Raw genomic sequence first — 13,791 nt, 5'->3', positions numbered from 1 at the left:
GTTCTTTTTCTAAAAGTGCCTGTCCAGATAGTTGTTCTATAAGTGCCTGTCCAGATAGTTACTACTATTATGAATATTAAATCTCCCTTTTTATTATTTATATATGAGCACATGCATACGCTTCGATATGCAAAGCGTACTATTGAAAGCTATCTATATTGGATTCGATTTTTTATTAAATATAATAAAAATCAACATCCTAATGTCTTATCTGAGCATGATGTTGAATCGTTTTTAAGCTATTTAGCAAATCAAAGGCAGGTAGCTGCAAGTACACAAACGATTGCACTAAACGCGTTAGTTTTTTTGTACAAAGAAATCATTAAACGCCCGTTAAAATTAACTTTAAATTTTCATCGCAGTGCAAAGACCACCAAATTGCCCGAGGTTTTGACACCTCAGCAAGTCTCTATGCTTTTAAATCAACTGGCAAACCCGCAAAAATTACTCGCAAGTATCATGTATGGGAGCGGATTGCGTTTAATGGAAGCTATAAGGTTAAGAATTCAAGACATTAATTTTGACTACCAATGTATTGAGGTTTGGAACACGAAGGGCTTTAAAAATAGAAGGGTAACTCTAGCGACGGAATTAAATCAAGAGTTAGTAAAGCAAATGAATATTGCAAAAGCTTTTTATCTACAGGATATATACCCAAGCGACTTGAAGATGCGAGATTTCAGCAAGAGATAAAAAAACATTTAGACAAGGCATTGATTGCAGGTAATGGTTATTCCCTTGTCAAAATCAATAACGCCGTATAGATGTTTTTTAGCCTTGCCCTTGGGAGCTTCACAGCATTTCTATTACTGCGTTATGTTAATTTGAAAGGTGCCTACATTCCTGCATTAACATGCCTTGCACTAAAAACGCTGTGATAGCTCTGAAACATGCATCTTCAAGTCGCTTGGGTATAGAAATAAAGAGTATAGAGGGGTCAATTTACCTTTTGCGTTGGCCAAAAAATACCCTAATGCACCATTTGAATTTAAATGGCATTATTTATTCCCTTCTTATAAATTAAGTTTCGAACCCAATACACAAAATTTACGCCGTCATCATATTGACGAATCAACCATCCAAAAAGCCATTCGCAAAGTTGCACTTAATCTACAACTCAATAAAAGAGTTACACCTCATACTTTAAGGCATTCGTTCGCAACTCATTTGTTACAAGCTGGGGCTGATATTCGCACCGTTCAGGAACAACTTGGACACAATGATATTAGAACAACGCAAATTTATACCCATGTCTTACGAAGTGGTGCCAATAATGTTGTTAGTCCTTTTTCGAGGTTGTAAATAAACTCAATCACCTTCCAAAATACGAATCGAAATAGCTGCAGCAGCGGTGCGATTATCCACTTCGAGCTTTTTATATATTTGCTCTAAATGTTTAGTCACAGTTCTTGGGCTCATTTCTAAAATTTGAGAGATCTCCCAATTAGATTTAGCACTCGATACCCAAAATAAAACTTCAGCTTCTCTTTTAGTAATGCCTAATGCGGCTTTCAAATCCGCGGCGGTTTTCTTTGGCTGGCTTTGAGATATTCTCAGCAAATGCTTGCCGTCTTGTTCTCTTTGGTAAGCAACTTCAACCGCTTGGGTAAAGCAAGTGAGGATTAGAGGTGCACTTTGTGCATTGGGTAGCCATTTTTTAAGCTCAGGCATCATGAGCATCCAAGGTTTATCATTCACATTAGCGATTGATTCAATCAGCTCATATACATGCGGCGTAGCCCAATTTAAGTTACCGGCATTATCGATACAAAACACATAGCGGCCAGCATCATCTAAGGCTTGCTGAGCACTTAAGGCAAGTTTTGAAGTTTGCACATGGGTTTTGATTCTGGCAATGACTTCATCTGGTGCTATGGGTTTGGTCACATAGTCCACGCCACCAGCATCAAATCCTCTTACTACATCTTCAATATCGGTTAAGCCAGTCATAAAAATAACAGGGACATTGGGTAGTTTTTGCTTCAGCAAGCGACAGGTTTCAAAACCATCCAACTCAGGCATTACCCCATCCATTAAGATAACATCAGGATGCACCTTATCTGCGATAGATAGCGCTTGCGCCCCGCTTAAAGCAACCAGAGCAGTATAGCCAGCTTGATTTAATGCGACATTCAGCATGCCGAGAGATTCTGGGGAATCATCAACAACTAATACCACATCACTAATTTTATTGCTCATTCATTAACCCTTTTAAGTATTGGCTAATTCGAGGGAAATCACAGCCTGCTGCATATTTCTTTAAATCTGCCAATATTGAATCTGGAATTGTGTAGTCTTGATCTAACTGAATTAATTTATCGTTGAAGCCGGTTAAGTAACCAATTTCAGCGAGTGCAGATAAATCCTTGTATTGCGTTTTAGCAATCACAGGTTTCACTTTGGCCGGTATGCTTTTGCTTTTTTCTTTAGGTAAAGAGGATCCTTCCAAATATTTATACTGCCACTCTAAGTCTAAATATTGGCCAATTTTTCCCAGTAAGCTATCTATATTAATTGGTTTAGTGAGGTAATCATTATGATAATTCTCTGTGCTTTGATTAACATCTCTCGCATTGGCTGAAATCATAATGATAGGCTGTTTAAAATTACGTTTGCGGGCTGTCCTAGCAACTGCCCAGCCATCCATATATGGCATAGTGACATCGAGTAAAATTAAATCGAACGCGTCTTGTTGCAATATGGCTAATGCCTTTACGCCATCTTCGGCGGTTTTGATATTAAAACCCAGTGGCTCTAGTAAATCTTGCATCAGTTTTCTTTGGTTTGGATCGTCATCCACCACTAGGATTTGCTTAACGTCCCCATGATAGCCAACCGCCCTTGATTTAGCGTATTCAGGCTCGCTATGTTTATTGTTTAATTTAGGTAACATAAGCGCTAAGGTAAATTCACTACCCTTGTTTAGCTCACTAACAAGGCTAATTTGACCGCCCATTAACTCGGCTAAAGAACGAGAAATTGTTAAGCCTAAACCCGTTCCACTTATCGCTTGGGTTTGCTCTGTTGTTATTCGTTCAAAAGGTTTAAAAACTAGGTCTTGATCTGCTTGCGATATGCCGACGCCTGTATCTTTAATATTAAAATACGCAACTTCGTTACGGTAACTAACCGTAAAGGACACACTCCCTTGTTGCGTAAATTTGATCGCGTTCGATAACAAATTAATTAATATTTGTCTTAGCCTTTGTTTATCTGTGGCGACATATTGAGGCAAATATGCGCTGCATTGATAGCTAAACACTATGCCTTTCTTTTCTGCCTGCAACTTAAACATATCCACCAGCTGATTTAAAATAGGATGAATTCTGACTTCATCTCTTTGCAACCTCATTCGGCCTGCTTCTATTTTTGATATTTCTAGCAGCCCTTCGATTAAATCCGCTAAATGCTCACCATTACGTTTTAATATTTGAATTGTTTCTCTTTTAGCGGCTGGAATTGCTTCATCCTGCCCAAGAATTTGAGCATAACCGAGTAGAACATTTAGTGGTGTTCTTAACTCGTGACTTAAACCCGTTAAATACCGACTTTTAGCTTGGTTAGCTGTTTCAGCAATCTCTTTTGCCTGTTGTAATTCGATTGACGTTTGCTCATGTGCAGATATTTCGTGCGCTAATGTTTTAGCTTGTGATCTCAATTCTTTAAGCGCTAACCTGTTACTACTCCTTGCAAGTATAAATAACCAGCTCACCATACCGATAATAATCAGGAGTAGAAAAAATATTTTAATTAAGGTGATGCCAATAACTTGTTTTAATTCAATATCGTCGGCTGGCATTTGTAGATAAATTAAAAATAAAATCCCTGCACTAATACAACTTAAAAATAGAGTAACGGCAACAAATTGAGCTAAAGGCGAGCTAAATTTTTTCAGCGTTTTAGTCGAAAAAAAGCGATGAAAGAAATTAACCGACTGTGCAGCTATCGTCGCATCTGGACGACATTGGTCGCCACACCTGACATCTAAACTACAACATAGTGAACAAATAGCTTTGCCATAAGCAGGACAAAATGTCATGTCTTCACGATCAAAGCTGTTCTCGCATATATGACACTTTAGAAATGGCTCTAACTCAACAGTTTGATTATCGACTAAGTAATATTTACCTTTTGTTGCATAACCAATTAAGGGGACTGTAATCAGGGGTAAAGCAAACGCCAGATAAGAAGCAAGTGCCTCGGTTGTTTCTCCATACCACCCAAAATGAGCGGTAAAGCCAATAAATGAAGCAATAAACATAGAGCCAACCCCAACAGGGTTAATATCAAATAAATGTGAGCGTTTAAATTCAATATGTTTTGGGCTTATACCAAGTGGTTTGTTGATCAATAAATCAGCCGCGACCGAGCTCAACCAAGCGAGGACTAAAACAGAATAAACCTGCAGCATACTTTCAATGGTTTGATAAATACCCAGTTCCATTAATAACAGAGCAATGGCGACGTTAAAGAACATCCAAACCACTCGACCAGGGTGATTATGCGTAACACGTGAAAAAAAGTTAGACCAAGCTAACGAGCCAGCATAAGCATTTGCGACATTGATTTTGAGCTGAGAAATAATGACGAAAACAGCCGCGAGCACAATCGCGATTCCAGGGGTATCAAACACATAACTGAATGCGATTTGATACATATGTGCGGGATCATCCGCCAAATCAATCGAAACACCTTGTTTAAGTGCTAAATAAGCCAAAAAAGAACCCAAAAATAATTTAGCCGCACCAAAAATAATCCAACCCGGTCCAGCCGCAGTTAAAGCTAACCACCATTGCCATTGTTGCTTTTTCGGTTTTTCTGGTAAGAATCTTAAAAAATCAACTTGCTCGCCTATTTGAGCAACAAGTGAGAGTAAAACCGCAGATGCGGCACCAAATAATAAAAGGTTAAAACTTTGCCCTGTGTCGCCCGACTCACCTGTAAATTGAAACCACTCTTGAAAATCACTATCTGGATGGTTAAATACGTAAAGCAAAGGCACTATTTGCAACACTATCCAAACAGGTTGTGACCAAACCTGAAAACGACTGATATTAGTGATACCGTGCGTAACCAAGGGGATCACAACTAAAGAACTGACTATATAGCCCAAAGCTAAGGGCAACCCAAGTAAAATATTGAGCGCCATAGACATAATGGCGGCTTCAAGCGCGAAGAATATAAAAGTAAAGGAAGCGTAAATTAAAGACGCAATAGTAGAACCGATATAACCAAAACCTGCACCACGGCTAAGCAAATCTATATCGACGCCATATTTAGCAGCATAATAACTAATAGGTAAACCAACAAAAAAAACGACTGCGATAAGTGCCCCAATAGCCCAAGCTGAGTTGTAAAAGCCATAATTAATTGTGATAGCACCGCCTATTGCTTCGAGTACTAAAAAAGAAACTATGCCTAAAGCTGTATTGGCTATCCAAGTAGACGACCACTTTCTAGCCCGCTTGGCAGTGAACCTGAGCGCAAAATCTTCCATCATCTCATTGGCAACGAGCTTGTTATAACTTCTTCGAGCAAATAAGATTTTTTTATTCGACTGCATTAAAACCAAACTTATCAATTAGTGACTTGAATTTTTAACGATTCATAACCCAATGCAGTCGCTTAACTACACTTAGATTGCATATAAAAACAGCAAGCAAATAACAGACCAGCCATTCTCGGGGAACATTTTGCACGATAACTGACCGTGCGTCCGCGAGCATATCAAGATAGTAAAAAGATAAATATGCGTAATTTTACGTATATAACTGCGCTATTTTGCGAATGTTCACCCTTCCCAAAACACTAGATACTTACAAACGTCGAAATTGAACAGCTAAGCAGAGTAGCCAAATCCCAATACTAAGCTGCTTGGTTGTTCAAATCGACTTACTAGCGTCCATTATAAGAATTCGATCAACGGGAAAACCACATGAAAAAATTAACTAGCTTAACCCCAGTTGCTGCAATATTAGCTTTAACCTTGGGTAACGTTTCGACAGCAAATGCAGAAATTAAACTTGCAGACCAGCTAAGTGTGACTGGTTTTATCGACATGTCTTGGACATATACAGATCCTGACGGTGGCAGTTCAGAGCAATCATTTGGCTTAGACCAATTCGAACTAGATTTTTTATATAACTTCGACAGCAAGTTATCCGCTCAAGTCGACCTAGAATATCAAGATAATGGTACTGGGGAAGAAGTAGATATTGAGCAAGCTTTTATTACTTACGGCCTTTCTGACAGCTTAAGCTTTAAAGCAGGTCGCTTCTTAAGCTATTCAGGTTGGGAAACAGAAGAACCAACAGGCTTATTCCAATATTCAGGTACAGGTTACGCTAAATATTTTTATGGCGGCTATCAACAAGGTGTTTCAGCACTTTACAGTGGCGACGGTTTTGCCGCAGCAGTCTCTGTTGTTAATAGCCTAGGTGATTTAGAAGGTGAATTTAAAGACCCTTCAAGTCCAGCGATTGAAACCATGATTGCTCTTATGCCAACGGATGATTTTACGATTAAAGGTTTTTACTCAGTAGATAGCATTGCCGGTTCTAGCGAGTCTGTAAAAATGATGAATATCTGGGCTGCCTACTCTATGGGTGATTTAACGTTAGCAGCTGAATTAAATGATTCACAAAATACTGCAGGTATAGGGACTGACGCAGCAGGCTACTTGTTTATGGCGAATTACGCTTTTGACAGCGCGGGTATCACATTGCGCTATCACGACTACGAAGTTGAAACAACAGCAGGCGCTATTATCGATGATGGTAGTGCAATCACTATCTCTCCAAGCTTAACCATTAGCGACAATCTACTTATGGTTTTTGAATACCGTATGGATAGCAGCGACACCAATGGTGACAGCGACTCTATCGCAGTTGAAGCTTTAGTGACTTTTTAATCGAATAAGAATAAGTAGAGGAATAGATTATGAAATTTAAAAAACTCGTTGCCGCTAGCTCGATTATTGCGAGTAGCTTAGTCAGCCAAATGGCGATGGCCGCAGATACGATTAAAGTTGGTGTTTTACATTCACTTTCAGGCACTATGGCGATTTCAGAAACCACATTAAAAGATACAGTTTTAATGATGATTGAAGAGCAAAATAAAGCCGGCGGTCTATTAGGTAAAAAATTAGAGCCTGTAGTAGTTGATCCAGCGTCAAACTGGCCATTGTTTGCAGAAAAAACACGTGAATTACTGGCTAAAGAAAAAGTAGACGTTATCTTTGGTTGCTGGACTTCGGTATCACGTAAATCTGCTTTACCTGTATTGGAAGAGTTAAATGGTTTACTTTTCTATCCAGTACAGTACGAAGGTGAAGAGTCATCTAAAAATGTATTCTACACAGGTGCTGCGCCAAACCAACAAGCGATTCCAGCAGTTGATTACTTGATGAATGACATAGGCGCAGAGCGCTGGGTACTTGCAGGTACTGACTATGTTTACCCACGTACGACCAATAAAATCCTAAAAGCTTACCTAAAAGCAAAAGGCGTTAAAGAGAAAGACATTATGGTTAATTACACGCCATTTGGTCATTCTGATTGGCAAAGCATAGTGGCAGATATCAAGAAATTTGGTTCTAAAGGTAAGAAAACTGCGGTTGTTTCAACCATCAACGGTGATGCAAACGTACCTTTCTACAAAGAATTAGGTAACCAAGGTATTTCAGCTGACGATATTCCAGTCGTTGCTTTCTCTGTAGGTGAAGAAGAATTATCTGGTTTTGATACTAGTCCATTAGTGGGGCATTTAGCGGCTTGGAATTACTTCCAAAGCGTAGAGTCTGACGAAAACACTAAATTCATCAAAGCTTGGAAAAAATACATAGGCGACAAAAAACGTGTCACTAATGACCCGATGGAAGCAACTTATATTGGCTTCAAAATGTGGGCAAAAGCGGTTGAAAAAGCAGGTACTACAGAAGTTGATGCTGTTTCAGACGCTATCATAGGTGTCACTGTGCCTAACTTAACCGGCGGTATTGCGGTTATGAATGCTAACCATCATTTATCTAAGCCAGTATTAATTGGTGAAATCCAAGACGACGGTCAGTTCGAAGTTGTCTGGGAAACACCTGATACTGTGATAGGTGACGCTTGGTCTGACTTCTTACCTAGCTCTAAAAACTTAATTTCAGATTGGACTGCGCCAGTAAAATGCGGCAACTTTGATGTGACCACGGCTAAGTGTTCAGGTCAAAACTTCTAACTGATTAACCCAATAATAATAGAGAAGTATGCCCAACTAGCTTTGCACTTGCTCCAACTCGAGTGCAAAGCAGACCAAGGACGAGGGCAAAACTTCCAAACTCCAAGCTAAATTAAAAACTGCTAATTAAATAAGGTGCTAACGCGGACAAGTGGTAAACATACTTATGTTTAAAACTGTTAGCACCTAATTTTGTTTCACCCAATAAGGAATACCGCAATGTTGCGAATATGCTGCCTTCTTCTATGCATGCTTTTGCCCTGCAACAGTTTTGCAGAATCAACTGCTAGTAACCCAGAACTCACTTCTGCTATCTCTAAGTTACCTAAAAATAGTCTTCGCGAACTACCAAAGTTAATCGAAACAATTGAAGCTACCGAAAGCCCTAAAATAAAAACCATACTAACTAGTTTACTCAATGGCGACCTTTATTATATTCGAGCCAATAAACAAGTTGTTCGAGTGGTTAAAAATACGGAAGGTTTATACGACCAATGGCACATTTTAACTGACGAGCAATACCCAGCAGTTACTAAATCTAAACTAAAGAAAATTAGAACGAACAACTCAATCCGCGGCCAAATAAAAAGCGTTTTAGCATTACTCGACCTGTCGCATAAAGACCCAAGTGTCAGATTGGAGGCGGTTAAAAGAATTCTAGACAATCCAGATAAAGAGTCGACAGCCAGACTCAAAAAGCGTTTAGCAAAAGAATCTGATGAAGCAGTAACTCAAACCATTCAAGTTGCCATCTCAGTTGCAGCCTTAAAATTTGGCAGCCTAGAAGAACAAATAGCAGCAGTTTCCGTGCTAGCGGAAAGTTTAGAGCCAGCAGCGAACAACGTGCTTAGTAGAACAAAAGAAAGCTTAACTGAGAAAACAGCAGAACTCGCTGAGGGAGAAACGCTATCAGCTCAAGAGAAAACGCTACAAACGGCGGTCAATAAAGCTTTAGATAAAATTGAACAAAAGCGAGACATTTACTCCTTTGCTGAAAATTTATTTTTTGGTATTAGCCTAGGCTCGGTTTTATTACTGGCAGCAATTGGCTTAGCTATCACATTTGGTGTTATGGGTGTGATTAACATGGCGCACGGTGAAATGATGATGCTGGGTGCTTACACCACATATGTCATTCAACAAATGTTCCCTGAATTAATCAACTATTCTTTATTTATGGCGATACCTGCTGCGTTCTTAGTTTCGGGTTTAGTCGGTATTTTAATAGAGCGCGGTGTTATTCGTTACTTAAAAGGCCGACCGCTAGAAACCTTGCTCGCAACTTTTGGTATTAGCTTAATCTTGCAACAACTCGTCCGCACTATATTCTCGCCACTTAATCGCCAAGTTCAGGCACCAGATTGGATGAGTGGTTCATTAGAGATAAACCCAATATTTTCTCTAACCTATAACCGTTTATACATAATCATTTTCTCATTAGCGGTATTTTTTGCCTTGATGCTGATCTTGAAAAAAACCCCACTAGGTTTACATGTTAGAGCCGTTGCACAAAACCGAGAAATGGCGCGTGCTTTAAGTATTAAAAGTGACTGGGTAGATGCCATTACCTTTGGTTTAGGCTCGGGTATTGCTGGTATTGCTGGTGTCGTGTTAAGCCAATTAACCAATGTTGGTCCTAATTTAGGTCAGTCATACATTATCGACTCTTTCTTAGTCGTGGTATTTGGTGGTGTCGGTAACTTATGGGGAACCTTAGTTGCAGCTATGTCACTTGGCTCAATGAATAAATTCTTAGAACCGCTAACCGGTTCTGTATTAGCCAATATTATTGTTCTGGTTGGCTTGGTGCTCTTTATCCAAAAACGACCTAAAGGGTTATTCCCACAAAAAGGGAGATCAGCAGACTAATGACTACTTCAACTCAATCTATATTTAGCTTTTTGCCGCCAAGTTTACAAAGCTTAGCGACCAAAATGACCAGCTTACACTTTGTCGTGACCACTTTATTTGTCGCAACTTTATATGTCTCGTTTTGTAATCTAGTTTTTGAACCTGGTTCTGCACTGCATGTAAGTACTTACACAGTAACTTTATTAGGTAAGTACTTGTGTTATGCCCTACTCGCTCTTTCAGTCGATTTAGTCTGGGGCTACTGCGGTATTCTTAGCTTAGGCCATGGTGCATTTTTTGCGCTTGGCGGTTATGCCATGGGGATGTATTTAATGCGTCAAATTGGTGACCGAGGTGTCTATGGGAATCCAGAATTACCAGATTTTATGGTGTTCTTAAACTGGGATAGCTTACCTTGGTATTGGGCCGGTTCGGACAGTTTTATTTGGATGGCCGTTATGGTTGTACTGATTCCAGGTTTACTTGCTTATGTCTTCGGCAGCATGGCATTTAAATCCAGAGTGAGCGGTGTTTACTTATCTATTATGACCCAAGCTATGACCTACGCTTTACTATTAGCATTTTTCAGAAATGAAATGGGCTTTGGTGGTAACAATGGCTTAACTGATTTTAAAGATATTCTCGGTTTTTCATTGCAATCGGATACCACGCGAATCGTGCTTTTTATTATCACAGCTGTGATGTTGGCCATTGGTTATGCAATTAGTCATTACATAGTGAAATCAAAAATGGGCCGAGTCGTCACCGCCATTCGAGATTCTGAAAGTCGAGTTCGATTTGTTGGCTACAAACCAGAAAACTACAAGGTTTGGATATTTGTTGTGTCTGGCGTATTAGCAGGCATTGCTGGCGCACTCTATGTGCCACAAGTCGGTATTATCAATCCGGGGGAATTCTCACCACTTAACTCAATTGAAATGGTGATCTGGGTTGCCATTGGTGGTCGAGGTACTTTATATGGCGCGATTATAGGTGCGCTAGTTGTCAGCTACGCTAAAACTCGCTTTACCGCAATTATGCCAGAAGCTTGGTTATTTGCTCTGGGCGGCTTATTTGTTCTAGTCACCCTATTTTTACCAAAAGGGTTAGCTGGCTTAGCGCCGCAATTAATTGCTAAATTTAAACGTTCAGACTCGGCTAAAGCGGCTGACACAGCTGATACAAAAAGTGAGGTGAAATCATGATAGCGACGACAGGTACAACAACGCCTCCGAAGCAAGGCTCTCCGATACTAGCCGAAGAAAACATTAATCCAGACACTCGTCATGGCGTTATCTTGTATGTGGAAGATGTTAGCGTCAGCTTTGATGGTTTTAAAGCTTTAAACGATTTGAATTTATATATCAATGATGGCGAACTTAGGTGCTTAATTGGCGCGAATGGTGCGGGTAAAACCACCTTGATGGATGTAATCACAGGTAAAACCCGTCCAGATGTTGGTAAAGTCAGCTTTGGTCAACAAGTCGATTTACTCAGCTTGAGCGAAGCGGAAATTGCCAGGGCGGGTATTGGCAGAAAGTTTCAAAAGCCAACCGTGTTTGAAAATTTAACAGTGTTCGAAAATTTAGAACTCAGCCTTGCGGGTGATAAAGGTATTATTACTTCACTGTTTCACAAACTAAGCAGCGAACAAAAAGATCGCATTGCTGAAATATTAAAAACCATAGGGTTAACCCCACAAGAAAAGCAGCTAGCTGGGGCGCTATCTCACGGCCAAAAACAATGGCTCGAAATTGGTATGTTACTCGCAGCTCAGCCTAGATTATTATTGGTAGATGAACCAGTTGCAGGCATGACAGCGCAAGAAACCGAACGCACGGCTGAGTTATTAACTTCGTTAGCGGGTGAACACTCTGTTGTAGTGGTTGAACACGATATGGCATTTGTTCGTTCAATTGCGCGCAAAGTAACCGTATTGCACCAAGGTAGTGTGCTGGCAGAAGGCAGCATGTCAGAAATTCAATCTAACCCAGATGTCATCCAAGTTTACCTTGGCGAAGAACAAGGCTAAGCAGGTATATAAATTATGATCGAACTTAATTCTGTTAATCAAAAATACGGCGGCACACAAATTTTATGGGATATGAACCTGAAAATAGAGGCTGGTTCACGTACCTGTATTATGGGGCGTAATGGGGTTGGTAAAACAACCTTGCTTAAATGCATTATGGGCTTACTGCCTGTTAGTACAGGCACCTTAAGCATAAATGGTAAAGATGTCACTAAAGCCTCTGTTGAGAAACGCCCTGAAATAGGGATAGGTTATGTACCGCAAGGTCGAGATATATTTCCACAATTGACAGTTGAAGAAAATTTAAAACTCAGCCTGAACTGTAAACGACAAAAAAGTAAAACCATTCCAGAAGATGTTTACGAGCTTTTTCCTGTGCTAAAAGAAATGCTACAGCGCCGCGGCGGAGACTTATCTGGCGGCCAACAGCAGCAGCTTGCAATCGCTAGAGCACTGGTATTAAACCCTGATGTATTAATACTAGATGAACCAAATGAAGGGATACAGCCAAACATAGTTCAGCTAATTCGAGACGTTTTATTAAAGCTTAACCGCGAAAAAGGCATGACAATTGTATTAGTTGAACAAAAGCTACCTTTTGCGCGCGCTGTTGGTGAAAAGTTTCATTTAATGGAAAAAGGCCAAGTCATCGCTTCTGGCGATATGGTAGAGCTCAATGACGAGTTAGTCGGCAAATACTTAGCGGTATAAATTAAACCAGAACAACAAGGAAAATATTAGTAATGACAATTAGCTGTGCAAAAACGCTTCCTGATGAGGTGGGTCAATGGCAGGCCAGCCTTGCACTTGAGTTTAGCCAAACTCAACAAGGCAGTCGGCTCAGCTCGATCAAACGTAGGGGTCCTTTAGCCGTTCAAAAAGCCTTCTACCCTGAAGGGCCAAATTGCGCACATGTTTACTTGCTACATCCACCCGCAGGCATAGTCTCGGGTGACGAACTCACGTTAACGACACTCGTTAAACCAAATGCTCACGCTTTATTAACCACCCCAGGTGCTAATCGATTTTATCGAGCGAGAAATGGTGACAATGAAGCGCGAAATAAGCAAAAGCAAACTATCACGCTGACACTAGCAGAAAATGCCATGTTAGAAAACCTGCCGCTAGAGACACTTGTTTACGACGGTGCGAATGGTATTAATACGGTTGATATAAAACTCACAGAGTCTTCAACTTATATTGGTTGGGATATTGTTTGTATGGGGCTGCCAGCGTCAGCGCAGTATTTTAAATCAGGTCAATTTACCCAATTAAATCGGATTTACTGCGATAACAAATTAATTTATCACGACCGTATCAAGTTAAGTCAACAAAGCGGGCTATTAGATCAAAAGCAAGGTGTAGCTGGGTTGGCTGGCTATACCACTTTTGCCACTATGACAGCTTATTCAGCCAATTTTATTCGGCCTGAAAACAATCAAATCCAAGCCAAATTGTTAACCGAAATACGCGACATTATCGAACAAAAACAAGCGGAAGAATTAGTCAGTGTTACCTGTATTGATGGCTTATTCGTCATTCGCTATCTCGGCAACCAAAGTGAACAATGCAAACAAATTTTTACGGCTATTTGGCAATGTCTTCGTCCAGCTTGCTGTGATAAGCCGACAAATTCACCGCGAATTTGGCTCACCTAATTTCATCATTCAATTGATATTCATATA

General features: G+C 40.1%; 10 protein-coding genes and 1 pseudogene. 9 read left to right on the top strand and 2 right to left on the bottom strand.

Going from position 1 to position 13,791, the window contains the following annotated elements; all coding sequences use genetic code 11:
• Positions 1-69 precede the first annotated feature (69 nt).
• Together XM47_RS14850 and XM47_RS14845 are read left to right on the top strand one after the other, a co-directional pair.
• Positions 70-693, top strand: a complete 624-nt coding sequence (locus XM47_RS14850; RefSeq protein WP_053084580.1) for a phage integrase N-terminal SAM-like domain-containing protein — start codon at positions 70-72, stop codon at positions 691-693.
• Between the two features lie 225 nt (positions 694-918).
• A pseudogene (locus XM47_RS14845) lies at positions 919-1,302 on the top strand (tyrosine-type recombinase/integrase); the annotation flags it as partial.
• 6 nt (positions 1,303-1,308) lie between these two features.
• On the opposite strand, the gene XM47_RS14840 reads toward XM47_RS14845, so the two are convergent.
• On the bottom strand, positions 1,309-2,199 hold the full coding sequence (locus XM47_RS14840) for a response regulator (protein ID WP_048694167.1): 891 nt from the start codon (positions 2,197-2,199) through the stop codon (positions 1,309-1,311).
• Positions 2,189-5,563: an ATP-binding protein gene (locus tag XM47_RS14835; protein WP_048694164.1), complete on the bottom strand. Its 3,375-nt coding sequence runs from the start codon at positions 5,561-5,563 to the stop codon at positions 2,189-2,191. The genes XM47_RS14840 and XM47_RS14835 overlap by 11 nt, the downstream gene beginning before the upstream one ends.
• Positions 5,564-5,935: 372 nt before the next feature.
• On the opposite strand from XM47_RS14835, the gene XM47_RS14830 reads away from it, so the two are divergent.
• From XM47_RS14830 to XM47_RS14800, 7 genes are all read left to right on the top strand, one after another.
• Positions 5,936-6,910 (top strand): porin, encoded by a 975-nt coding sequence (locus XM47_RS14830; RefSeq protein ID WP_048694162.1) that lies wholly within the window; start codon positions 5,936-5,938, stop codon positions 6,908-6,910.
• A 29-nt stretch (positions 6,911-6,939) separates the two neighbouring features.
• Positions 6,940-8,223 carry an urea ABC transporter substrate-binding protein gene (gene urtA, locus XM47_RS14825; RefSeq protein ID WP_048694160.1) on the top strand — a complete coding sequence of 428 codons (1,284 nt, stop codon included), beginning with the start codon at positions 6,940-6,942 and terminating at the stop codon, positions 8,221-8,223.
• A 249-nt stretch (positions 8,224-8,472) separates the two neighbouring features.
• Positions 8,473-10,092, top strand: coding sequence for an urea ABC transporter permease subunit UrtB (gene urtB / locus XM47_RS14820; protein WP_245623476.1), 1,620 nt, complete (start codon positions 8,473-8,475; stop codon positions 10,090-10,092).
• 65 nt (positions 10,093-10,157) lie between these two features.
• The gene (gene urtC, locus XM47_RS14815) at positions 10,158-11,279 is read left to right on the top strand and encodes an urea ABC transporter permease subunit UrtC (protein ID WP_048694190.1); all 1,122 of its coding nucleotides are present in this window, start codon (positions 10,158-10,160) and stop codon (positions 11,277-11,279) included.
• On the top strand, positions 11,276-12,106 hold the full coding sequence (gene urtD / locus XM47_RS14810; protein WP_048694156.1) for an urea ABC transporter ATP-binding protein UrtD: 831 nt from the start codon (positions 11,276-11,278) through the stop codon (positions 12,104-12,106). The genes urtC and urtD overlap by 4 nt, the downstream gene beginning before the upstream one ends.
• A gap of 15 nt (positions 12,107-12,121) precedes the next feature.
• A complete protein-coding gene (gene urtE / locus XM47_RS14805; protein WP_048694153.1) occupies positions 12,122-12,817 on the top strand; it encodes an urea ABC transporter ATP-binding subunit UrtE in 696 nt (231 codons plus the stop codon).
• Positions 12,818-12,849: 32 nt separating this feature from the next.
• Positions 12,850-13,764 carry an urease accessory protein UreD gene (locus XM47_RS14800; RefSeq protein ID WP_048694151.1) on the top strand — a complete coding sequence of 305 codons (915 nt, stop codon included), beginning with the start codon at positions 12,850-12,852 and terminating at the stop codon, positions 13,762-13,764.
• Positions 13,765-13,791: the final 27 nt, after the last annotated feature.

The organism is Catenovulum maritimum, assembly GCF_001050375.1.
Taxonomy (GTDB): Bacteria; Pseudomonadota; Gammaproteobacteria; order Enterobacterales; family Alteromonadaceae; genus Catenovulum; species Catenovulum maritimum.
This window is presented reverse-complemented; position numbering and strand designations above follow the sequence as displayed.